The 23,229-nt window shown below is 42.9% G+C and carries 17 protein-coding genes; 2 read left to right on the top strand and 15 right to left on the bottom strand.

Features of this window, described 5'->3' with window-relative positions; genetic code table 11:
- Window positions 1-148: 148 nt before the first annotated feature.
- Window positions 149-595 carry a MarR family winged helix-turn-helix transcriptional regulator gene (locus A0O21_RS03675; RefSeq protein ID WP_067061457.1) on the bottom strand — a complete coding sequence of 149 codons (447 nt, stop codon included), beginning with the start codon at window positions 593-595 and terminating at the stop codon, window positions 149-151.
- A 164-nt stretch (window positions 596-759) separates the two neighbouring features.
- The gene (gdhA, locus tag A0O21_RS03670) at window positions 760-2,109 is read right to left on the bottom strand and encodes an NADP-specific glutamate dehydrogenase (RefSeq protein WP_067061454.1); all 1,350 of its coding nucleotides are present in this window, start codon (window positions 2,107-2,109) and stop codon (window positions 760-762) included.
- Between the two features lie 437 nt (window positions 2,110-2,546).
- Here gdhA and A0O21_RS03665 point away from each other — a divergent pair, with 437 nt between their 5' ends.
- Complete coding sequence (locus A0O21_RS03665; RefSeq protein WP_067061451.1) at window positions 2,547-3,053, top strand: HdeD family acid-resistance protein; 507 nt, start codon at window positions 2,547-2,549, stop codon at window positions 3,051-3,053.
- 116 nt (window positions 3,054-3,169) lie between these two features.
- Here the strand turns inward: A0O21_RS03665 and A0O21_RS03660 are convergent, their stop codons facing one another.
- The 11 genes from A0O21_RS03660 to pgfS all read right to left on the bottom strand — a co-directional run bounded on the left by A0O21_RS03660 (window position 3,170) and on the right by pgfS (window position 18,934).
- The gene (locus A0O21_RS03660; RefSeq protein ID WP_067061447.1) at window positions 3,170-4,090 is read right to left on the bottom strand and encodes an AEC family transporter; all 921 of its coding nucleotides are present in this window, start codon (window positions 4,088-4,090) and stop codon (window positions 3,170-3,172) included.
- A gap of 328 nt (window positions 4,091-4,418) precedes the next feature.
- Window positions 4,419-6,191, bottom strand: coding sequence for an ABC transporter ATP-binding protein (locus A0O21_RS03655; RefSeq protein WP_067061443.1), 1,773 nt, complete (start codon window positions 6,189-6,191; stop codon window positions 4,419-4,421).
- Window positions 6,192-6,203: 12 nt separating this feature from the next.
- Entirely contained in the window at window positions 6,204-7,928 is a 1,725-nt protein-coding gene (locus A0O21_RS03650) for an ABC transporter ATP-binding protein (RefSeq protein ID WP_067061439.1), read from the bottom strand.
- Between the two features lie 1,039 nt (window positions 7,929-8,967).
- Window positions 8,968-9,441, bottom strand: a complete 474-nt coding sequence (locus A0O21_RS03645) for a GNAT family N-acetyltransferase (protein WP_067061435.1) — start codon at window positions 9,439-9,441, stop codon at window positions 8,968-8,970.
- 17 nt (window positions 9,442-9,458) lie between these two features.
- The gene (locus tag A0O21_RS03640; protein WP_067061432.1) at window positions 9,459-11,336 is read right to left on the bottom strand and encodes an ABC-F family ATP-binding cassette domain-containing protein; all 1,878 of its coding nucleotides are present in this window, start codon (window positions 11,334-11,336) and stop codon (window positions 9,459-9,461) included.
- 120 nt (window positions 11,337-11,456) lie between these two features.
- Window positions 11,457-12,671: a CCA tRNA nucleotidyltransferase gene (locus A0O21_RS03635; protein WP_067061428.1), complete on the bottom strand. Its 1,215-nt coding sequence runs from the start codon at window positions 12,669-12,671 to the stop codon at window positions 11,457-11,459.
- Window positions 12,668-13,435 carry a 4-hydroxy-tetrahydrodipicolinate reductase gene (gene dapB, locus A0O21_RS03630; protein ID WP_067061425.1) on the bottom strand — a complete coding sequence of 256 codons (768 nt, stop codon included), beginning with the start codon at window positions 13,433-13,435 and terminating at the stop codon, window positions 12,668-12,670. The genes A0O21_RS03635 and dapB overlap by 4 nt, the downstream gene beginning before the upstream one ends.
- 9 nt (window positions 13,436-13,444) lie before the next feature.
- On the bottom strand, window positions 13,445-14,293 hold the full coding sequence (locus A0O21_RS03625) for a DegV family protein (RefSeq protein ID WP_067061422.1): 849 nt from the start codon (window positions 14,291-14,293) through the stop codon (window positions 13,445-13,447).
- The gene (locus A0O21_RS03620; protein ID WP_067061418.1) at window positions 14,293-14,673 is read right to left on the bottom strand and encodes a DUF1149 family protein; all 381 of its coding nucleotides are present in this window, start codon (window positions 14,671-14,673) and stop codon (window positions 14,293-14,295) included. The genes A0O21_RS03625 and A0O21_RS03620 overlap by 1 nt, the downstream gene beginning before the upstream one ends.
- A gap of 365 nt (window positions 14,674-15,038) precedes the next feature.
- The gene (gene pgfM1, locus A0O21_RS03610; protein ID WP_227806884.1) at window positions 15,039-17,975 is read right to left on the bottom strand and encodes a glycosyltransferase PgfM1; all 2,937 of its coding nucleotides are present in this window, start codon (window positions 17,973-17,975) and stop codon (window positions 15,039-15,041) included.
- A complete protein-coding gene (pgfS, locus tag A0O21_RS03605) occupies window positions 17,975-18,934 on the bottom strand; it encodes a glycosyltransferase PgfS (RefSeq protein ID WP_067061410.1) in 960 nt (319 codons plus the stop codon). Before pgfS ends, pgfM1 begins: the two co-directional genes overlap by 1 nt.
- A 192-nt stretch (window positions 18,935-19,126) precedes the next feature.
- On the opposite strand from pgfS, the gene A0O21_RS03600 reads away from it, so the two are divergent.
- Window positions 19,127-20,389 carry a bifunctional folylpolyglutamate synthase/dihydrofolate synthase gene (locus A0O21_RS03600; RefSeq protein ID WP_067061406.1) on the top strand — a complete coding sequence of 421 codons (1,263 nt, stop codon included), beginning with the start codon at window positions 19,127-19,129 and terminating at the stop codon, window positions 20,387-20,389.
- 110 nt (window positions 20,390-20,499) lie between these two features.
- On the opposite strand, the gene gorA is transcribed toward A0O21_RS03600, so the two are convergent.
- Together gorA and A0O21_RS03585 are read right to left on the bottom strand one after the other, a co-directional pair.
- On the bottom strand, window positions 20,500-21,852 hold the full coding sequence (gene gorA, locus A0O21_RS03595) for a glutathione-disulfide reductase (protein WP_067061403.1): 1,353 nt from the start codon (window positions 21,850-21,852) through the stop codon (window positions 20,500-20,502).
- Between the two features lie 1,035 nt (window positions 21,853-22,887).
- Window positions 22,888-23,223 carry a YlbF/YmcA family competence regulator gene (locus A0O21_RS03585; RefSeq protein WP_067061396.1) on the bottom strand — a complete coding sequence of 112 codons (336 nt, stop codon included), beginning with the start codon at window positions 23,221-23,223 and terminating at the stop codon, window positions 22,888-22,890.
- Window positions 23,224-23,229 lie beyond the last annotated feature (6 nt).

The following is a 23,229-nucleotide window of genomic DNA, read 5'->3' as shown; positions in this document are numbered from 1 at the left end:
TCAGACGTTTACGGCTGGCGGTAAGCCAGAAATCTTTGATTTCATAGGCGCACCCCTGCCAGGACGACTAGAAGGGGGCAGTCGGCTGTAAAGACGACAATGCCTTCAGACGGCTACGACTGGACAAGCAGTAAGGCAGAACTTCAGTCTACACATCCTTTTCTTTGTAGTGCTCAATGTTGGTCTGCAGCTGTCGGCTGACTTTTTTTATTGTCTGAAAATCCTCAAAGGCAATATCTTTAAACAAATAATCCCTCATATCCTGATGAAATTGCTCCAGGGGCTTCAGCTTAAGACGGCCGGCATCCGTCAGTGCAATACGTTTCCGTCTTTTATCAGTCTGCGATAAAGTGGCTGTTATAAACCCATTTTTTTCCATCCGTTTAATTAGATTGCTGCAGACCGATTTCGAAATTTTTAAAAACTTTTCAATATCCTTTATAAAAATTTCATCATTCTGATGCTTCCCCAAATAAAGCAGGACGTGTCCTTGAGGGCCGGCTAAATGTTCGATGCCGTTCTTTTTAGCCAATTCATCAGCGAGCTGCTCAATTTGGTTTACCAGATTTTTCAAATCAGCTATCGCTTCAACCATCCTTACTCCCTTTCTATTTGTTTCCATGAGAACTATTATAGTTTTCAAGAAAAGAAATGTCAAGAAAAAATTCTTTAACCATAACAAAAGCCCTGCATCATAAGGGAAATGACTAGTGCCTTCCCTTATGAGCGGGGCAGAAATGTATCTGACATTTGAGCGACTTAGACAACACCTTGTGCTGACATTGCTTGAGCTACTTTAAGGAAGCCTGCGATATTGGCTCCCAGAACAAGATTGCCTTCTTCACCAAATTCTTTTGCTGCTGCTGCTGAATTTGTATAGATAGCCTTCATAATTTGGTAAAGTTTGCTGTCTACTTCTTCAAAAGTCCAAGGTGTCCGCTGACTGTTTTGAGCCATTTCCAAGGCTGATACTGCAACACCGCCGGCATTTGCTGCTTTAGCTGGGCCGAAGGATACACCTGCTTCAAGGAAAATTTCAATAGCTTCCAAAGTTGATGGCATATTTGCCCCTTCTGTGACAGCAATAACACCATTTGCAACCAAAGCTTTAGCGTCTGCCGCATTTAACTCATTTTGTGTTGCACACGGAAAGGCCAAATCCGCTTTAATAGTCCAAATAGAATCACCGCCGGCAGGGGTAAAGACAGCATTTGGATGGTGCTCAGTGTACTTAACAATACGGGCACGCTCAACTTCTTTCAGCTGTTTTAAGGTTTCCAGATTGATTCCTTCTTTATCATATACATATCCTGAGGAATCTGAAACAGCAATAACTTTTGCACCTAATGCATGCAGCTTTTCTGTCGCATAAATCGCAACATTACCTGAGCCTGAAACAACTGCTGTTTTACCAGCAAATCCTTCGCCGCGGGCTTTAAGCATTTGTTCAGCAAAGTAAACTGCGCCGTAACCGGTAGCTTCTGTACGAGCCAGCGAACCGCCGTACGTTAGACCTTTTCCTGTCAGTACACCGTTTTTGTAACCGTTCAAACGTTTATACTGTCCGAATAGATAGCCAATCTCACGGCCGCCGACACCGATATCACCAGCCGGAACATCAATATCCGGACCAATGTATTTCTGCAGTTCGGTCATAAAACTTTGGGTGAAGCGCATAACTTCATTATCTGATTTCCCTTTGGGGTCAAAATTTGAGCCACCTTTACCGCCCCCAATCGGAAGTCCAGTCAAAGAATTTTTGAAAATCTGTTCAAAGCCAAGGAACTTAATAATGGATTGATTCACAGAAGGATGGAAACGCAGCCCGCCTTTATAAGGACCGATAGCTGATGAAAACTGAACACGGTAACCGCGGTTCACCTGAACCTGTCCTCGGTCATCAACCCAAGGCACTCGGAAAGAAAGGACACGTTCCGGTTCTACCAGGCGCTCAAGGATATTTTCTTCAATATATTCAGGATATTTATCAAAAACTGGTATTAACGAATCAAAAACTTCTTCTACCGCTTGAAGAAACTCTGCTTCATGACTATTCTGAGCCTTAACTTTTTCAAAAACAGCTGTAACATACTCTTTTCCTGTTGTCATAGACACTTCCTCCAAAATTTGAGATTTTATATTACGTAAAGTAGTATAAATTTTCTGAATATTTTTGTCAAGCTTTTTCCTCAATTTTTTCGAAAAAAATTGTTTTTCATGTCAGAAAACATGACATACTCCTTGTATTTTCTTATTTTTCATAAAACAAAAGAAGAAAGAACCTCCCGATTAACGGCTTTACTCTATCTCTCAAAGCTAATTTTTTTGACTTTTAACAGCTTTACAGCTATAATAGGGTAGATTATATAGCCGTAGAGGTTGAAAGCTTTGCTCTTTAAACGGGCTTTGTATCTTGTGAATCGAACACGCCCTAAGAGCTGTGCAAAAAAGATAAAATTTCCTAGAGTCTTAGCGACTCTTCGTCAATTTTCCTATTTTTGCTTTGCTCTTTGACGGGCTTTGTATCTTGTGTTGAGGAGTGTGTTATGAAGTGGTTCCCTTTGTTTGCTGGTATTTTAGCGATATTGTTTGGTTTTTATCTTTTTGCTAATCCTTTAGTTACTGTAGCTAGTCTAGGATGGTTTTTAGCACTAATTGTCTTTGTTTCAGGTGTAACAAATCTGCTGTCTTACTTGTCTGACAGTAAAAACAGTCGCTCTTTTTGGGAATTGCTGCAGAGTATCCTGTCAATTGTTTTTGGCTTGATTCTATTAGGCAGTTCAGCTTTCTCACTGTCTGGTGCTGTCATCACTATTTTAGCTTATTGGGTGCTTTTAAGCGGTATTTTTCGTTTGACAGCCGGAATTCAGCTGCGCAGAGCCGGGGCATTAGGCGGCAATCGGCTGCTGTTCTCTGCTGTTTTCACGATTGTTCTCGGGCTCATCCTTTTGGGACAGCCTATTTTGACAGCCGCACTGATTGGGAGGTTTATTGCGGTTCTGTTTATGGCGATTGGAATCCAAGCCATTTACACCTTTATTCAGATTCATTAATTTTTTCGTTCACTGTTATTCAGTCTTGAAAACGACATTCAACATTTAAAAAGCTCTGGTTTTCATATAGAAACCAGAGCTTTTCAACATTTACAGAAAAAAATCAGGACAGAACATTAAAGATATAAGAAACTGGCGATACCTACCATAAGGGGGATAGAGACAAGGGATAAAACAGTTGTTAAAAGGACTAACCGTGATCCATATTCATAATCACCGCCATAAACTTGACTGAGCAGGGCTGTGTTCATTGCTGCCGGAGATATGGCAGCTATTGTCAAAGCCAGTTTGACAGCGGAAGAATGGAACGGCAAGAGCCAAATAAGCAAAATACTGATAAAAGATGTCACAAAAAGACGTAAAAAAGCAGTATAGTATGCCGGACGGTAAAGAAAAATCTCTTTAAAAGTTGTCTTATAAAAATAAGAACCCAAGACCAAAGTTGACAGCGGCGTATTCAGCAGAGCAAAGGTATCAATAGCATCAACCAAAACACCCGGCAGTTTAAAGGGTAAAAGGAAACAAAACAGACCAACTGCAGTTGCAATCGTAGCCGGATTAATAAAAACAGCCCGCAAATTGATTACAGATTGTTTTTGTGAAATCAAATAAATACCGTAAGTCCACTGCATAATCTGATTGGCTACCACAAATCCTGAAATAAAGAAGACAGCTTCTTTACCGCCCACAGCTAAGGCCAATGGAGTTCCCATAAAACCGACATTTGCGAAAAGAACAGCATACTTGTCTGTATTTCTGCTCTTGGGCAGCAGAAAAGACAGCAAAAAAATCCGTGACACAATAATCAGAAAGGCTGACGCCATCACAGCAAGAAGCAGCAGCAATTTCTCCCAAGAAAAGCTCTGACTGATAAATGAAGAAATGAAGAGACTGGGGGCAACAAATCTGGTTAATAGTTTAGACAGCTCTAACGTTATTTCTTTGGTAAAGATATGCCGGTAAGCCAAAAAAAGACCTGCTCCCATCAGTAAAAATAAGACAAGCAATTTTACAAATATCAAAGCAACAATAGTCACATCTCACCTCCCAATAACAAGATACAAAGGCCGTGAAAAGCTCACAGCAAAAATAGGAGCCTGACCGCCGAGTCACTAAAGACTCTAGGGAGGACTGTACTCACAGAGTAGCCACATTCGTACGTCAGCATACGCTTCCTACGACTGCGTCTCTTTTTTGCAAAGAGCTTAGCCCGTGTTCAATTCCACCAAGATACAAAGCCCGTGAAAAAATCCGTATTCCCGGACTTCGAGACCGTAAGCTATTCCCATTATAACACAGCAAAAGCAAGTTAAAAAGCAGATTCACCGTCGAAATTTCAGACAGTGAATCTGCTTTTGGCACCTTTTAAATTTGTGTCTTAGCAAATTGGCTCATATAAAGGTCATAGTAAAAACCTTTAGCAGCAAGGAGGCTTTCATGATTCCCCTGCTCAATAATTTGACCGTCATTAAGGACAAGAATCTTATCCGCTTCTTGGATAGTAGATAACCGGTGGGCAATAACAAAGCTTGTTCGCCCTTCCATTAGTTTGCTCATCGCTTTTTGAATCAGCAGTTCCAGACGCGTATCCACTGAAGAGGTGGCTTCATCCAGAATCAAAATTTTAGGATTAGCCAAAAGGGCGCGGGCAATTGTTAAAAGCTGTTTTTGCCCAAGAGACACATTGCTTGATTCCTGATTCATTTCCATGTTATAGCCGCCGGGCAGTGTCCGGATAAAGTGATCAACATTGGCAGCTTTTGCAGCCGCTACAATTTCGTCATCTGTTGCCTGCAGCTGGCCAAAACGGAGATTTTCTTTAACTGTCCCTTCATAAAGCCAAGCATCCTGAAGAACCATACCAAACTGTCTGCGGTATTCCTGACGGGAAAGGTGGCGAATATCGTGTCCATCTATAGTAATCGCTCCTTCTGTGACATCGTAAAAGCGCATTAACAAATTAATCAGGGTCGTTTTTCCAGCACCGGTCGGACCGACAATAGCAACCATCTCTCCAGGCTGGACATCGAGGCTAAAATGGCGAATCAAAGGTTTATCAGCAGTATACTGGAAAGAAACATCGCGAAAGCTGACTTGTCCCGTCAAATCGTGACTGAGCGTTTCTGTCACTTCACTAGCTTCATTCGGTTCATCCAAAACTTCAAAAATCCGTTCCAAGGATGATTTAGCACTTTGAAGGATACCTGCCAGCTGAGTAATTGTCTGAACCGGCTGACTGATTTGCCAAGTATACTGCACAAAAGCCTGCATATTTCCAATTGTCAGCGTTCCGGACAGGACTTGAAGAGCCCCGATAAAAGCAATAATTAAATAAGCCATATCTGAAATAGCATGCAGAACAGGCATCATGACCCCCGAAATAAAACTGGCTTTAAAGCCGACATCACGAAGATTTTCAGTAATTTCACGGAATTCTTCAGCAGAAACCTCTTCACGGCCATACAGTTTAATCACATTAAAGCCGGTCAGATTTTCCTGAACAAAGCCATTCATGTCCCCCAAAGCATCAGCCTGTTTTTTGAAATAAGGCTGCGATTTCTGCAAAATAAAGCGAGCACTGAAATAAGTCAGCGGAACACAGGCAATAACAATCAGTGCTAGACTGAAATTCAGATACAGAACCATGACAATAACCAAAACGATGGTCAAAAATGCATTCACAATCTGCAAAAAACTTTGCTGCAGTGCGTTGGAAACCACTTCCACATCGCTGGTAAAACGCCCCAGCATATCGCCAAACTGATGCTTATCAAAATAGGATACCGGAATCTTATTGATTTTTTCACTCAGATCGTCTCGCAAATCACGAATAGACCGCTGTACCGCATTGGTCATAAAAAAGTTAGAGCCATAGGTTCCGACTTCGTAAAAAAGACCGCGGATAAAATAAATAACCAATATTCCGAAGATATAAGCAGTGTTAATCTGTGCACCGCTGACTCCTTTAGCCATATCCAAAAGATTGGCAGTTAATTCTGTAATAATAAGCCCTAAAATGACTGGCTCCAGAACATTCATAACACTGCTCAAAACTTTTAAGAAAATCGCAAGAAAAAGCGAGCCTTTGTAGTTTCTTAAATACGTCCACAAACGTAAGAAAACACTTTCTTTATGCATATCCTCCCCCTCTTATATATTGCTGCTGAGCTGTGAACTGGCAATTTCGCGGTATATTTCGTTGCTCTGCATCAATTCTTCATGCGTCCCGCGGCCGACAATTTCGCCTTCATCAAGTACAATAATCTGATCGGCATCCATAATCGTTCCGACACGCTGCGCGACAATAAGAACCGTACTTTGACCGGTCACCTCTTTTAAACGGGCCCGCAGCTGGGCATCTGTTTTGTAGTCCAGAGCTGAAAAAGAGTCATCAAAAATATAAATTTCCGGCTCTTTAACAACTGCCCGTGCAATGGATAGACGCTGTTTCTGTCCGCCGGACAGATTGCTGCCGGCCTCTGCCAGATGTGCTGCAAATCTTTCTTCACGGCTTTCGATAAATTCTTTGGCCTGAGCAATGTCTGCCGCATTATCCAACTCTTCTAATGTGGCACTTGCCTTGCCATATTTCAAATTTTCTGCAATTGTTCCGGTAAATAAAAGTGCTCTTTGCGGAATAAAACCGATTTTTTCCCGCAACGCTTTCAGGTTATAATCACGGACATCGGCACCGTCCACTAAGATTTTCCCAAGAGTCACATCATAGAAACGCGGAATCAAATTAACCAAAGACGATTTACCGGAACCTGTACTTCCGATAAAAGCTACTGTTTCTCCCGGTTTAGCCTTAAAACTGATATTGTGCAGTACTGGACTTTCCGTCTCACCAGGGTAAGAGAAGGTCACATTCTGAAATTCCAGATAACCCTTCGTCTGTGTCTCTGTAATGCCGTTTTCATTGGGATCAATGGAAATAGGGAGATTCATTACTTCCTGAATACGCTTGCTTGAAACTGACATCCGCGGATACATAGTAAATAAATTGGCAAACATCAAAAAGGAGAAGAGAGCGTGGAAACTGTATTCAATAAAGGCCACCAAATCACCGATTTTTAAATCACCCTGAGCTAGAGGAGCAAGGGCAAACCAAACAATAACGACAATCATGGCAATGATTATCTGAACAAATAAAGGCTCTGTTAAACCGGTCAGTTTGAACAGCCGGCTGGAAATAGTTTCATACTGCTCATTTTTCGAAGCAAAACGTTTCTCTTGAAAGTCCTCACGCGCAAAAGCCCGAATAACACGCAGGCCGGTCAGATTTTCCCGAACGTATTGATTAATCTTATCCAATGTTTTTTGCTGTCTTTCAGAAAGCGGCCGCGTCTTGATGGCAACATAGACAACGACCCAAATCAAAAAGGGCACTGCTACTGCGACAATCCAAGCCAGAGAAGGGCTGGTGATTAAAATCATAACAACACTTGAAATCATCATCAAAGGTGTCATTATACCCATACGCAAGGACATTTCCGCAAACTGCATCAAAACAAAAGCATCACTGGTCATCCGGGTAACCAAAGAAGAAACACCGATTTTTTCATACTCATGATGCGAGTACTTCTGCAGCTTGTCATACATATCATTGCGCATATCTCGGATCATTGTTGTCGTCAGCCGCCCTGCTGAGTAAGCGACCGTAATCCGTCCGATGACCCCTAAGAGCACAATAATAAACATAACCCCTGCCCAAAAATAAATAGCAGAGCGATTACCTACAGTAATCCCTTGATTAATCATCTGAGCCAAAGCTGTCGGCAGTCCCAAGTTGACCACAACAAACAAAAAAGCTCCAGTAATATCCGAAATTAACCATTTGGGATAATGTTTCAAATAAGACCAAATATAATTCATCTACTCCTCACTTCTCACACCAAGATACAAAGGCCGTTTAAAAATCCGTATGAAAATAGGGGATGGCAAGTGATGCCTAAGCATCACGCTGACAGCCATCTTTTTCACTAGGATTTTAGGCCGTGTTCAATTCATCAAGATACAAAGGCCGTGAAAAACGCAAAAGGAAAATAGGCGGTAAGTCCGAAATCTGTGATTTCGCAGACGCACCCCTGCCAGAACGACTAGAAGGGTGCGGCAGGCTGTAAAGACTGCAAAGCCTTCAGACGTTTACGGCTGCCTAACTGTGAAATCAATTCTATATTTGACCATACTTTTTCCCGCAGCGTTTAGGCCGTGTTCAATTCACCAAGATACAAAGGCCGTTTAAAAATCCGTATGAAAATGACGGTAAGTCCGAAATCTCTGATTTCGCAGACGCACCTCTGCCAAGACGACTAGAAAGCTGCGGTCGGCCACTAGGACGGCAAAGCTTTCAGACGGCTACGGCTTTTCTAATCAATTGCTATTACAAAGCATGGTTATACCATCTTTTTCACTAGGATTTTAGGCCGTGTTCAATTCATCAAGATACAAAGCCCGTCAAAAGAGCAAAGCAAAAAGGCGGTAAGCCAGAAATCTGTGATTTCGTCTGCGCACCCCTGTCAGAACGACTAGAAGGGTGCAGTCGACTGTTAAGGCGACAAAGCCTTCAGACGTTTACGGCTGGCGGTAAGCCAGAAATCTGTGATTTCGTCTGCGCACCTCTGCCAGAACGACTAGAAGGGTGCAGTCGACTGTTAAGGCGACAAAGCCTTCAGACGTTTACGGCTGGCGGTAAACCAGAAATCTGTGATTTCGTCTGCGCACCTCTGCCAGAACGACTAGAAGGGTGCAGTCGACTGTTAAGGCGACAAAGCCTTCAGACGTTTACGGCTGGCGGTAAGCCAGAAATCTGTGATTTCGCAGACGCATCTCTTCTAAAATAAGGCCAATCGGCTGTATTTCGGCACTAAAAAAGCCTTCTGCTTTTTCTTGTAATGCAATGTTAACTTAACCTTTATAAATCTTTTATCATCCAAATGTCCATAGCTGAATGCCCGTTTTCATGCAGCAGAGGGCTGTCCAGCTGTCTAAAACCGTAATGCTTATAAATGTTGACAGCTTGTGATAACAAAGCAGTAGTTTCAAGATAAAGCTGCTGAAATCCTCTTGCTTTGGCTGCAGCCAGAATCTTATCCATGAGTAAGGAAGCATACCCTTTCCCGCGGCAGTCTTTGCGAACATAGAGTTTCTGGAGTTCAGCAACTGTTAAAGAAATCGGAGCGAAGCCTCCGGAGGCAGCAATACTGCCATTTTCATCAACAACAAAATAAGCCCCCCTGCTCTCTTTAGCGTAATAAGCTGACAGATCCTCTAATTGCGGATCATAATAGGCTGTTCCATCTTTATCTAAGGAGAATTCCTCCAAAGTCTTTCTGATCAGACAGGCAACCGCCCGGTTATCTCTCTGCTGAATTTCTCTAAGAACCATCTTTTCTCCATTTAGCATTATTTTTCATTTTGTTTATCGCTGAGGTAGTCATAGCGCTCATATTTTTGCAGTAATTCAGCATTTTTTTCATCAAGCTGATTTTGCAGATCAGCCAGTTTCTCATAATCACTAGCATTATCCTGCATAAGCGCTGTAATGTCTTCAATAGCCGCCTCGAGCTGCTCAATATCGGCTTCAATCCTACTCCATTCCTGCTGTTCAAAATAGGTCAGCCGTGTTTTTCTCGGCTTATCTTTGACTGAAGTCAGAGATGTTTCAGCAGCTGAAGGTTCGGAATAATTGGATTTTTCTCTATTTTTTTCGGCCAGATAATCGCTGTAATTCCCCACAAACTGGCTTATCTGTCCGTTTTCAAAAGCAAGAATTTTATTGCAAACCCTATCTAGAAAATAACGGTCATGGCTGACTGCAATGACAGGGCCGGAAAAATTCTCTAAAAATTTTTCTAATACGGCTAAAGTCTCAATGTCTAAATCGTTAGTCGGCTCATCGAGCAATAAGAGATTAGGTTTTTCAAGCAAAATCTGCAAGAGATAGAGCCGCTTCTTCTCACCTCCGGACAGCTTAGCAATGAGTTTGCCATGACTCTCAGGCGGAAAGAGAAACTGTTCCAAAAGCTCTGTTACACTTATCAGACCGCTTCTGGTTCTGACCGTTTCAGCCTTTTCCTGCAGATAAGCAATAAGACGCTTATTTTCATCCATGCCTCTAATCTGCTGGGAAAAATAACCTACACGGACGGTCTCGCCAATATCTATGCTTCCCCCGCTGGGGGCTAAGTCTCCGCTTATCATATTGAGAAGACTGGTCTTACCGACACCATTGGGGCCGACAATGCCGATACGATCCTTATTTTGCAGCAGCAAGCTAAAATTGCAAAACAGATAATCCGAATCATATTTCAGATCAACATCTGTAAACTCTAGCACTTTTTTGCCTATTCTGCTGGCTTCAAAATGAAATTCAAGCTGCTTTTGCGGCTGTGACTGAGCCAGTTCTTTTTCCAAAGCACCGAAGCGTTTTATTCTGGCTTCCTGCTTGGTAGCTCGAGCCTGAGGCTGTGTGCGCATCCAGTTTAATTCCTGTTTGTACAGTTGCTTTTGTTTATGGAGATAGGCCGCCTGCCGCTCATCTTTTTCGGCTTTTAAACGCAGATAGTCTTGATAATTTCCTTGATATTCCGTCAGTTCAGCATGAGCTAATTCAAAAATACGTGTCGATAAACTATCTAAAAAATAACGATCATGTGTCACAAACATCAAAGTCTTTTTGCGGCTTTTCAAAAAATCAGCCAGCCAGGCGATGGTTTCAATATCCAGATGATTGGTTGGCTCATCCAATAAAAACAAGTCAGCATCAGCCAAAAGAACCTGAGCAAGCTGAACTCGGCGCCGCATTCCTCCGGATAAGGTCTTTACCTTTTGTGTCAGATTATGGATACCTAACCGTGACAGCACTGCTTTGACTTCACTTTCAATAGTCCAGGCAGACAAGGCATCCATTTCCGCCATAAGGCGCTCAAGGCGCTGCGGATCGGCTTTGGCATAGTCAGACATGAGCAGTTCATACTCTCGAATCAAAGCTATTTCGGGCAAATCATCAGATAAAACCGTTTCTAAAACGGTTTTATCCTCGGCAAAATCAGCTTCCTGCCTTAGATAAGCAATTTGATAATCTTTCCTTCTGGAGAAAGGAGAGCGGTCACCGGAAAAACCCAGTCTGCCTGAAAGCACGTCTAAAAGAGTGGTTTTGCCGCTTCCATTCACACCGATGATGCCGATGCGGTCCGAATCATGAATAATAAAAGATAGGTTTTTAAAAACGGTTTGATCGCCGACCGTCTGGGTCAAATTTTCAACTAAAAAATCATTCATCATACTCTCCCTTAGGCAAGAATAAAAGGGAGTCCCATTCCCTTTACTGTTTATTTCCGACTGCAAAACAGAGTTCCTTCTCTGCAGCTGTACTGTGACTATTGACCGGCTGAGCTGACTTTATCGGATATCAGGATAATGAGCAGCTATATACGAAAAGATGGCTGATTTTGTATTGTCAAGCTGACCAGCAACAACTGCTCCTTCAACATTGTCAAGGATAAGCCCTAAAGCCGGACCCGGTTTAAGCCCCAGTTCTTTTATCAGGATTTTACCATTGACAGCGACTTCTCTTTTGCTATAGATTGGAAGTTCTTGATAAAGTTCTTCAATTTGCGCAAAAGACACGGACAGGCCTTGTGCTTCTCTTAGACCTTCAGCAATGAGCAAAAGATTTCTGCCGTAGTCATAAACCATTTTCTTATCCAACTGCCCCTGACCTCTTAAATTATAAATAGCTGTCAACTTAAGCACCGTTTTTTGAAACTGGTTCGATACTTTCCACAGACGCAGAAACTGCCGGCTGTCAGCCGGTTTAATCATCAAAATAAGAAAAGCCCAAGCTTGTTCACTGCTGACAAACACAAAGGAATCAGACAGCTCCTCCCTCAGCTTAAGCAGTTCTTTTTCTTTGCCCTGCAAACCAGGTAAATAGGTGAAGGCCCCCGAATCAATCAAGGCCTTAAGTCCCTGCTTCCAGTAAGGAGATAAAAAGAGCTTGTCACATTCTACAAATAAACGCTCGACTGAAATATTTTCCAAAAGCGGTGAACAAGCTGCCATTGCAGTAAAAGTTGCTGGTTCAAGCTGAAAGTTAAGACTGGCAGCAAAACGAAAGCCCCTCATAATCCGCAGCGCATCTTCGCTGAAACGCTCAGACGGCTCTCCAACGGCTCTCAATTTGCCATGTTTTAAATCAGACAAACCAGCAAAATGATCAATAACCTCCCCCTCTTCATCGAGAGCCAAGGCATTTATTGTAAAATCACGCCGGCGTAAATCTTCTGCCAGAGAGCGGACAAAGGAAACACTGCTCGGCCTCCTGTAGTCAACATAGGCTTCCTCAGTCCTAAAGGTTGTCACCTCATATTCAGCCCCTTTGTGCAGAACCAGAACTGTTCCGTGTTCAATACCGATATCAGCTGTCCGAGGAAAAAGCTGTTTAATTTCCTGCGGATAAGCGTCAGTTGCAATGTCCACATCATGGATCGGCCGGCCCAGCAGAGCATCGCGAACACTGCCGCCGACAAAATAAGCCTGATGACCATCCCTTTTTATTTTATTCAAGATTGGTAAAGCCTCCTGAAATTCAGAAGGCAGAGCATTTAATTTCATAATAAGTGTTCCAAACCATAAACCATCCGGTCACGTTTTACAACTTCTTTGATTCCTAAATTAACACCGGACATAAAAGAGCTTCTATCGTAAGAATCATGCCGCAAAGTCAGACCCTCGCCTGCTGCACCAAAGATAACCTCCTGATGTGCCACCAGCCCCGGCAGCCGAACACTATGAATCCGAAATCCGGAAAATTCAGCTCCCCTGGCGCCTGCTAAAGTCTCGCTTTCATCTGCTGCCCCCTGCTGTTTAGGCTGACGAATCTGACGGATCAGCTCAGCTGTTTTAACGGCTGTTCCGCTTGGTGCGTCTTTTTTCTTATCATGGTGCAGCTCAATAATTTCCAAATCAGGAAAATATTTAGAAGCTTTAGCAGCAAATTCCATCAGTAAAATGGCTCCGATTGCAAAATTAGGAGCAATCAGACCGCCAAGTTCTTTTCGAACAGACAAATCCTGCAAGTCTTTGATTTGCTCCTGCGTAAAACCTGTTGTTCCAACGACAGGGGCAAAACCGTTCTCTAAGGCAAAGCGCGTATTATCATAAGCTACCTGCGGTGTAGTGAAATCCACCCAAACATCCGCAGCCAGCCCCTGCAAATCCTCTTTATTTGTAAAAACAGGGACACCATCATATTCTTTTTCCTTTGCAAAAGGATCAAGCAAGGCAACCAGCCGAAGTTCCGAATCCCCTTTAACCATTTCAAGGGCAGTTGACCCCATCTTCCCTTTAAAACCAGCAATAATAACACTAATCATCAGATAACCTCCTTATAAAACCGGGGTAAAACCAAGGGCAATTGCTCCTGCTCCCAGATGTGTCGCAATCACACCGTCAAAAGAAATGATTTCAACCTTCCCGCTGTAGCCGGAGTCCGAAAGAAGCTGCCGGCAGTCCTTTGCTTTTGCCTCTGCCTTAGCATGAATAATAAAAGTTTTATAGTTTCCCTGTGCTGTCAATTCATGAAGCAAGTCCACCAAACGTCTGACAGCTTTCTTTTCTGTCCGAACTTTCTCATAAACGACAATAACACCGTCAGTATTGAAGTGAAGAATAGGCTTAATGTTTAGCAGATTTCCCAGAACTGCTGAGCTGTTGGACAAACGGCCTCCTTTAGCCAGATGGTTTAAATCATCTACCATGATAAAGGCTCTGGTTCCGTCTATCTGGAGCTGCAGTTTCTCTAAGATCTGCGAAAAAGTCAGACCATGCTTTTGCCAGTAAAAAATATTTTCCACCATACTGCCCAAAGGACCGGAAGTTATTTTGCTGTCCGGAAAGGCGATGGTTAAATTAGGGTATTCTTCAATAAGGAACTGAATATTCTGCCAAAAACCTGAAATCCCGCCAGCCAAAAAAAGCCCGATGACATGAGTATAATCTTCACTGGCTAAATGTGTCAGCAGCTCATCTAATTCGGTCAGGCTGGGCTGGCTGGTTTGAGGAAGCTGACTGGAGGCTGCCATCTTATCGTAAAATTCAGCAAGTGTTAGATTTTGCCCTTCAATGTAGGTAACGCCATCTATTGTAATGGGGATATTTAAAATATAAAGATTATCACATTCCTCTGGCGCCTTCGGTAAAGCCGCTGTCGAATCGGTAATAACTGCTAACTTCATTAATTTTTGAACTCCAATTGAACTCCGGGCTGGTCAAAAGCAATTTCAGTCACTTCGTAAGTCAGGCGCTGAACCATGTCCAACAAAGGCGCTGCCAAACCTTCCACCTCAGGCTGACTAAATTCACTGGGTTCATTAACAATTCGGCCTTTGATGTGATTCATTTGGGAGATGACACCATTAATAACAAAATCATCCCGAACAACCATGAATTGCAAAACAGCAACCACTGTCGTTTCCTTTTGTTTTTCATCTTTCTTCACCAGCTGAAAAGTCACTTCAAAATTCGTTTTAGGAGTGCCATTGTCCTTTTCCCATTCTAAGTTACGGGCATTATAATGGTATTGATTGACAAACTCTTTTTCACGTACGACTTTCATACTTCTCTCCTAAATCAGCAATAATATTTATTATAGCACAAAAAACAGTCCAGTTAAAGGTCTTTAGCTTCTGATATCTGGGCTAAATGAACAGATATATACGGGGTTCTGACGGTAACTGAGGCCTTCTTTAAAAATACTAAGACTTTAAGAACATAAAGGCATTTCTTGCAGGCCGGACTGAACTTGAGATTGGCAGCCGCTCAGAGTTTCCGGCTTCTTTTTCAGAAAACCTGTTGCCGGGAACGGCTGCTAAAAAAGGGGGCTGCAGGATTTGGTCTTAGACAAAGAAGACCTCTAATTAAGCTGCAAAAAACTTTTCCTTGTCAGCCTTTAATCAGGCATGTCAGGAAAAGCTTTTTGTCTTAACTGTTTTTTACTTTTTTATCGGTCTTTTTGTCATACCATCTGAGAACTAAAATCGAAGAAATGGACAATGCAGAAATAGCCAAGCCGGCATACAGGCCAGGCGGTCTGAAAGTCATTGTTATGCTGTGCTTACCGCTGCTGATCGGAAAGGCGATTAAACTTTCCCAGGCTTCCTGAGTGTCAACCGCTTTGCCATCCACCTGAACATGCCAGCCTTCGCTGTAAGGGATTGTTGTCATCATCATGTCACTGTCATCTGTGATGTTAACACTGCCTTCAATTTTAGTATTGCTCCATTTATCTACTGTCATACTTTGCTTCTGACGTTCTGCCATCACATTTTTTATGGCCTCTTTATTAGCACGGACTAATTGTGCACCAGTCATATTGACCGAGTCAGCAGTAAACTGAAACTCCAAAACTGTTTCCTGTCCTTCTGTATCATCTGTCAGCTGCCATAGCTGCCTCTGATCAAAGCTTTTCTGGTTATTGTACCATTTGCCGTTCAGTAAGACCGAAAGCTCCTTATTGGCATCTGTCACTCCAAAGGGAGTAAAGAAATAGTAAGTATAATTGCTTTTTGGAATCAGCTTATAGCGGATAATTCCCGGTTTACTGCGGTCGAGACGGTTGTAAACGGTTTGTCCGCTGTCGTCTGTGACGGCTTGCATATTATCCGTTTCAATGGTCGCAAAGTCAAAGGATTCAAAATAATTTTCCTTGGTGCCTGCCATCTGCTGCAGTAAGAAATTTTGATTGGCGGCAGCATTATTCAGGCCAAATGTAATCCCTGTTGTAGCCTTATTCGTGCCAAAAGCAAGAGAGAGGACATTGGGATTTTCATAGACTAAATAGCGGTCATCTTCATAAACTAGATTAGTATAAGACCAAGACAAATCTTTTCTTTCTGTCAATCTCGAATAATACCAGCGGCGGGGATATTTCAGCACATCGTCATTAGTGTAGTCTTTCACGTCAATATAATAACGGACCCCATATAAAGCATCTGTTAAAGCAGTGCCGTTTAAATACATTGTCGAAGCGTTAACGCCGCTGTCTCCCAAATAAGAAAACAGCTTTTGAGTTGATGTCTCAATAGTGGAGCTGAAAGTGCTCAGCCCCGGATAAGAAACAAAGGTCGGTACCGTCCGTGAATAAGTAAAGGTTGATCCGATACGGTAAAAACCTGCATCAGATTCCGCCTGAACAGTATCTGTTACTTTGCCCACTGAAAGAACAGCATCGGTAAATTTATAAGCATCAGCATATCCCAAAGTGGATTGGGAAAGGTAAGCATTCCAGCCCAATTCAAAAACAGTTACTGCTGTCAAAAGAAGAAACAGTGTTTTTTCTAATCGGAAATAGATAATCAGCAGAACCAAAAGCCAGATAGCCGCAGTCACAGTCAGCTGCGTTACCAGGTAACCCTTGGCTAATAAAAAGATGACTAAAGGCAGCAAAAGCAGGGGAACTGCTGCAGCAAGGTACTGCTTATGTTTGGCGCCACGAAAGTAAGTCCAAAAACTATAAGCCAGACTGACAGAAATCAAGCCTAGCAGGGCTGTAACCAGCTCCCGGTAAGTTTGGAAAAAGGAGGTAACCAGTTCAGGCTGTGATTTGGCAATATAGGAGAAATCCTTGCTGCTGACATAGTAAACGGTGCCTATAATCAAAATCAAGCCTAAAATAAGAGGCTTAACCGATAAGGGTTTGTGATCTTTAAAAAACTGATAGGCCAGAAGGACCATAAAGAATGAAAACAGCCAGGAAAACCGAAAGAAGAAACCAGCCGGATTTTGTCCCATATGCCACATTTTACTGGCAAATTCATTGATAAAGGAAAGGAAGAAAACCAGAGAGACAAGTCCTGCCGATAATTTATGATAGAGACTGGTTTTAGCATAAGCAAAATAGAGCAGAAAGCCGACTAAGGCCAGACCGCCGACATAAATATTAGGAAGGCTGGGACCGCTCGGCCAGGAGTTATTGTCAAAACTGCCGATAATCAGCTTGGACAGAATATCCAAAGGATTGATTTGCAAAGACCAGCTGAAGTTAAGAGCACTGCCAACCTGTCCTTTGCTGGAAGCTAAGTTAAGGTAAAGCGGGTAAAGCAGAGCAAAAACAGACGTAATAGCTAGCACTGAAGCACCGACAACCTTAAATAAAGGGGAAAAGAAAGCTTGAATCTTTTCCTTTAAAGGAGCCTTTCCGCCCAAGTTAGGTGAAACATAATAGCAGGCATAAAGAGCAATAAAGATGCAAATCATCACACCAAAATAAAACTGAAAGAGCATAGCTAAGGCCAAAGTCAAAATATAGGGATAGATTTTCCCGCCGTCCAGCGTCTCTTCCAAGTATATAATAATCAGCGGCAGCATCCACATGGCATCGTAGAAGATCACATTCATCTGGTAGGAAACCAGCATACCGGATAAGGTGTAGGCCAAAGCCATCAGCGGTACCAGCCAGACTTTTCCGGACAGGCCTTGATAGCGTCTGATCAGCAAATGAGCAAAAGTCAGACCGATAAGGCCATAACGCAGCCAAATGGTTAAAAAAACAGCTAAAGGAAAGTACTGAATCGGGGTTAAAATGTAGATGATATTAAAAGGACTTAAGAGATAGTAGCCCACCACCCCAATCATCTCTCCGCCTATCGATTTGGTGAAAGAATAAAAGAAACCCGACCAGTCTCCTGACAGCAGCGTATTTTTCAAATAAGCAAAGAAACTGATATACTGCTGACCAAAATCTACTGCCATCAAACTGCTGCTACCAAAAGGATACATCGCCATTATCCGCCAGACAATCAGCATGACTGCCATTGGCAAAAAAGCGCTGCAGAGATAGATCAGAAGTTTTTTATGCTTTGTGTAAAAAGCTGACCGCTTTTCTGAATCCATCCAGATTTTTATTTTTCTGTTTGCCATTATCCTACTCCGTCTTTTTTGGCCGCTTCAATATTTGATTCACTGATAATAAAATGCGGCCGCCTTTTTACTTCATAATAGATTTTTCCAATATATTCACCCAGCACTCCAAGAGAAATCAGCTGCACGCCGCTGAACAAAATAATCGCAGCAATGGTGGTAAAGTAACCACTGACTGAGTTGCCCGGATTTATCAGATAAGAGATAAACTCTTTAAAAAGATATAGTACCGCTAGACCGATGCTGATAAAACCAAACTGAATACAAATCCTCAAGGGCTTATCATTGAAGGAAATCAACCCCTGAACTGCATAGTTCATTGACTTTTTAAAACTGAACTTGCTCTCCCCTGCTTGTCTGATATGGTTCTTATAAGGGATAACTTTTTCTTTAAAACCGATCCATTCATACAATCCCTTATTGAAGCGATTATACTCAGGCATAGCTAAAAAGGTATTGACAGCGCGCCGGCTCAGTAATTTGAGTTCTGATTTACCGTCTGTCAGCTTAACGTCCATAGCATAGTTGGCAAAAGCATAGAAAGCACGCGCAAAAAAAGTGCTGAATTTTGACTCGCCTGTCCGGTCACGCTGACCGCTGACAACCTCAAAACCGTCTTTATAGGCCTGAAGAAATTCGGGAATCAGACTGGGCGGGTGCTGCAAATCACCGTCCATAACCATAACAGCGTCCCCGGTTGAGTACTTGAAACCAGCTAAAATACCGCCTTCACGGCCAAAATTGCGGCTGAAGCTGATATACTTGACATGGCTGTCATCAGCTGCAATAGCTTTCATCAGACTGTAGGTCCGATCTGTGCTGCCATCATCAACATACAGCAGCTCATAATCATCAATCTCATGGCCCAAAAGGCGTTCAAGCTGAGCAGCCATAGCCAAATGGGTCTTTTCAATCATTGTTTCCTCATTTAAAAAAGTAATCAGCAAAGAGAGTTTCATTCAATCACCTGATATGCATTTATTTTTTCTCATAATAATACCTCATTTTATCATAAATGACTAGGATTATCAATTTGATTAAAAAATAGAACAATTTTATTTTTATATGACATAAGGGCTCCGTCAGCCTGCTTTAGCCGCTAAAGAAGAGCAAAAAATGGTATAATGGTTAAAAAGAAATAAGGAAAACATATGGATTACAAAGAAACCCTGACTTGGATTCATTCCTATAAAGCTAAGGGCCGCAGACCTAAACAAGCGCGTATGCTGGCTCTTCTGGAAAAATTGGATAATCCGCAGCAAAAAATAACTGCTCTGCATATTGTCGGAACAAATGGCAAGGGCTCAACAGTCAGCTTCCTGCAGCATATCCTGACTGCTTCAGGCTATACCGCCGGCACTTTTACCTCCCCTTTTATAACACGTTTCAATGAGCGTATTGCTATAAACCAGCAGCCCATCTCAGACAAGGATTTATGCCGAACTGCCGCACTAATCCGCCCTCTTGTAGAGGATGAACAGCTCCTGTCCAAGTGGGGGCGACCCACAGAATTTGAACTGGTTACCCTATTGATGTTTACCTATTTCGCCCGCATTAAGCCAGTTGACTTAGCACTTATCGAAGCGGGCGTGGGCGGAACAAGGGACGCCACTAATGTTTTTACGCCACTTGCTGTTATTTGTCCTTCAATTAGCTATGACCATCAAGAAACCTTAGGAAGCTCCCTCAGCCAGATTGCTAGCCATAAGGTCGGAGTTCTTTCAGAAAGCACCCCGCTCATCTTCGGCCAATTTCAGCAGGAAGCCCGTCTAGTTTTTTATCAGAGAGCAGCTTTGTTTAGCGCTCCAACTTATGAACTGGGAAAGGATTTCTTTTATACAGAAAAAAAAGACAGCCTAACCTTTTGCAGAGATGATTTCTGCCTTTCTGACATTCAGCTCCAGCTATTGGGGGAGCATCAAAAAAGCAATGCTGCTTTAGCTGCCATGGCTGCTCTGCTCCTTTCTAAAAAACGAAAAAACATCACAGCTGAAAGTATCAAAACAGGCCTCCAAAAAGCAACCTGGCCGGGGCGGGCAGAATTGATAAGCCCTCATATCCTGCTTGACGGCGCCCATAATGAAGAAGCAATGCAAAGCCTTACTGCCCTTTTGGAAGAACATTTCGCTGATAAAAAGATTTATATCCTTTTTGCTGGCCTGAAGCGCAAGCCTATTCAAAAAATGTTAGCCTGTCTTACTCCTTATGACCTAATAGTAACCAGCTTTGACTTCCCCGGGGCAGAAGATCTGGAAAACTACTCCTGCCATTTTAAAAAGGTTGAGGACTGGCACTTATGGCTGAAAATGATTCCTGAACAGACTAACGACCTTTATGTGGTCACAGGTTCGCTTTATTTTATTTCAGAAGTCCGTCGGTATTTGCTTGCCTCCACAGATTCCCACTCAATTTAATGTGACCGACCCCTTAAGCTGGGCAAAAATGCAAAAACTCTGGGACTTACCGTCCCAGAGTTTTAGACTGACTGATTGAATGACATTAGAGATAAATCTTTTTATAACAATTAGCGCATTGTGACAAATTCTTCTGCCCCGGTCGGATGAATAGCTACAGTACTATCAAAATCAGCCTTTCTGGCACCCATTTTAAGGGCTACAGCAAAACCTTGAATCATCTCATCCACACCATAGCCGATACCATGAAGGCCGACAATCTTTTCATCTGCTCCCTGACAAACCAGCTTCATCTTGCATCGTTCCCGACGGCTGGTAATAGCGGTATACATTGAAACAAAGCTGGAAGTGTAGGTTTTAATATTATCCTTACCGAATTGAGCAACAGCCGCTTCTTCACTTAGGCCGACTGAGCCCATCGGAGGGTGGCTGAAAATGACAGTTGGAACATTGGTATAATCCAGTTTTTCATCAGGTTTATTGTTAAAAAGACGCTCTGACAAACGACGGCCCGCTGCTATTGCAACTGGTGTCAGCTCTAATTTGCCATTGACATCGCCTAATGCATAGATGCCCTCAACACTGGTATTTTCATAAGCATCTGTCGCAATAAAACCATGGTCATTAAGCTCAACTCCGGTAACTTCCAGATTAAAACTAGTCACATTTGCCTGACGGCCGATAGCCCAAATCAGCGTATCCACCTCATATGTTTGACCGTTTTCCAAGAACAAGGTCAGGCTGCCATCAGCATTTTTGATAACCTCCTTAGGAATCGAAAAAGGATGAAACTCCAGCCCTGTCTCTGTCATTTCTTCTACAAGAACATCGACAATTTCTCGGTCAAACTTCCGTAAAGGACGGTCCTTACGGACAAAAAGATGGGTCTGACTGCCCAGCGCATGAAGAACCCCGGCTAACTCAACAGCAATATAACCAGCTCCTACAATTGCCGTCCGTTTAGGGACAGCTTCCAGTTCAAAAAAGCCGTCTGAAGTAATACCGTATTGGCTGCCCGGAATATCGGGGATAAGAGCATGCCCGCCTGTAGCAATTAAAATATGCGGAGCGGTATAGCTTTCGCCCCCGGCAGTAACAGTATGACTGTCGACAAAAGTAGCATACTCATATAACCGTTCTACTCCCGTCTGATCAAATCCCCGCTCATATGAGCCATGAATCCGATCAATATAGGCCTGACGATTTTTCTTGAGAGTTGCGAAATCAAAGGCAGTATCTGACAAAGAAAAACCATAATCTGCCGCATAATGGTGAAGAGTTTCAGCAACCTGAGCTCCATACCACATCACCTTTTTAGGAACACAGCCGCGATTTACACAAGTTCCCCCGATATCTTTAGCCTCAATTAACAACACCTTAGCTCCATGCATAGCAGCACGATTAGCCGAAGCAATTCCGCCGCTGCCGCCGCCAATGACAATATAATCATATGCTTTTACCATTACACACTCCTCTAAAAACAAGATACAAAGCCCGTCTAAAAATCCGTATGAAAATAGGGGATGGCAAGTGATGCTGGCATCACGATGACAGCCATCTTTTTCACTAGGATTTTAGGGCGTGTTCAATTCCAATAAGATACAAAGGCCGTCTAAAAATCCGTATGAAAATAGGGGATGGCAAGTGATGCTGGCATCACGATGACAGCCATCTTTTTCACTAGGATTTTAGGGCGTGTTCAATTCCAATAAGATACAAAGGCCGTTAAAAACGCAAAAGGAAAATAGGGAACGGACTGACGAATCGCCAGATTCTAAGTCAGGTCATCTTTTTCCCGCGGAGTTTAGGCCGTGTTCAGTTGACCAAGATACAAAGCCCGTTAAAAGAGTACAGCAAAAAGACGGTAAGTCCGAAATCTTTGATTTCGTAGACGCACCCCTGCCAGAACGACTAGAAGGGTGCGGCAGGCTGTAAAGACTGCAAAGCCTTCAGACGTTTACAGCTGACGGTAAGTCCGAAATCTTTGATTTCGCAGACGCACCCCTGCCAGAACGACTAGAAGGGTGCGGCAGGCTGTAAAGACTGCAAAGCCTTCAGACGTTTACGGCTGACGGTAAGTCCGAAATCTTTGATTTCGTAGACGCACCCCTGCCAGAACGACTAGAAGGGTGCGGCAGGCTGTAAAGACTGCAAAGCCTTCAGACGTTTACGGCTGACGGTAAGTCCGAAATCTTTGATTTCGTAGACGCACCCCTGCCAGAACGACTAGAAAGATGCAGTCAACTGTTAAGACAGCAAAGCCTTCAGACGGTTGGTCCCATGTTGTGAAAGCTTAGCTGGCTCAATCTGTTTGACTAGGATAATTTTACTTTAGCATAAAAAGGCATTTAAAACAAAAATCTGCTACGTCCTTCTTATAAGTGAGGAAGGGGGCCAATTAGCCTATCAATCTTTTAAAAAGATTGCTATCGGCCTCTGTATCTGGATAAAATAAGCGGTCAGTCTAAATAGACTGACCGCTTATTAATAGGGCATTTTTACTGAAGGTCCCGCAAAGGCGCATAAACAATTTTTTCAATGTCAGCAATATAAACAGACAAACGCTGCTGCTGCTCGAGATAAGCCTTCAAAACAGGGTTTTCTTCGATTTTTTGCCCCAAGACAGTTAATTCTTCCTGTTCCTCTTGAGAAGGCGCTTGCCCTGACTGCATCATAGTCTGAAACTTTTTCTGAGCTTGTAAAAATTGCTCCCAAAGTTCCTTAGCCTCGCTGTCAGCCTCAACAGCTGACTTAGCAGTAACTGCTGCCTGATACTCAGGAAGCACCCGAATAGCTCTTTCTAACTCATTTGCAATATCATAAACATTTGCCATTACTGT

The organism is Streptococcus pantholopis (genome assembly GCF_001642085.1).
Taxonomy (GTDB): Bacteria; Bacillota; Bacilli; order Lactobacillales; family Streptococcaceae; genus Streptococcus; species Streptococcus pantholopis.
Note: the sequence above shows the minus strand (reverse complement) of the source record. Positions and strands in the feature narration are given on the sequence as shown.

Bases quoted from the DNA above. Each gene is read 5' to 3' on its own strand.
- A0O21_RS03675 (WP_067061457.1), bottom strand. From the start codon at position 595: ATGGTTGAAGCGATAGCTGATTTGAAAAATCTGGTAAACCAAATTGAG.
- gdhA (WP_067061454.1), bottom strand. From the start codon at position 2,109: ATGACAACAGGAAAAGAGTATGTTACAGCTGTTTTTGAAAAAGTTAAG.
- A0O21_RS03665 (WP_067061451.1), top strand. From the start codon at position 2,547: ATGAAGTGGTTCCCTTTGTTTGCTGGTATTTTAGCGATATTGTTTGGT.
- A0O21_RS03655 (WP_067061443.1), bottom strand. From the start codon at position 6,191: ATGCATAAAGAAAGTGTTTTCTTACGTTTGTGGACGTATTTAAGAAAC.
- A0O21_RS03650 (WP_067061439.1), bottom strand. From the start codon at position 7,928: ATGAATTATATTTGGTCTTATTTGAAACATTATCCCAAATGGTTAATT.
- A0O21_RS03645 (WP_067061435.1), bottom strand. From the start codon at position 9,441: ATGGTTCTTAGAGAAATTCAGCAGAGAGATAACCGGGCGGTTGCCTGT.
- A0O21_RS03640 (WP_067061432.1), bottom strand. From the start codon at position 11,336: ATGAATGATTTTTTAGTTGAAAATTTGACCCAGACGGTCGGCGATCAA.
- A0O21_RS03635 (WP_067061428.1), bottom strand. From the start codon at position 12,671: ATGAAATTAAATGCTCTGCCTTCTGAATTTCAGGAGGCTTTACCAATC.
- A0O21_RS03625 (WP_067061422.1), bottom strand. From the start codon at position 14,293: ATGAAGTTAGCAGTTATTACCGATTCGACAGCGGCTTTACCGAAGGCG.
- A0O21_RS03620 (WP_067061418.1), bottom strand. From the start codon at position 14,673: ATGAAAGTCGTACGTGAAAAAGAGTTTGTCAATCAATACCATTATAAT.
- pgfM1 (WP_227806884.1), bottom strand. From the start codon at position 17,975: ATGGCAAACAGAAAAATAAAAATCTGGATGGATTCAGAAAAGCGGTCA.
- pgfS (WP_067061410.1), bottom strand. From the start codon at position 18,934: ATGAAACTCTCTTTGCTGATTACTTTTTTAAATGAGGAAACAATGATT.
- A0O21_RS03600 (WP_067061406.1), top strand. From the start codon at position 19,127: ATGGATTACAAAGAAACCCTGACTTGGATTCATTCCTATAAAGCTAAG.
- gorA (WP_067061403.1), bottom strand. From the start codon at position 21,852: ATGGTAAAAGCATATGATTATATTGTCATTGGCGGCGGCAGCGGCGGA.
- A0O21_RS03585 (WP_067061396.1), bottom strand. From the start codon at position 23,223: ATGGCAAATGTTTATGATATTGCAAATGAGTTAGAAAGAGCTATTCGG.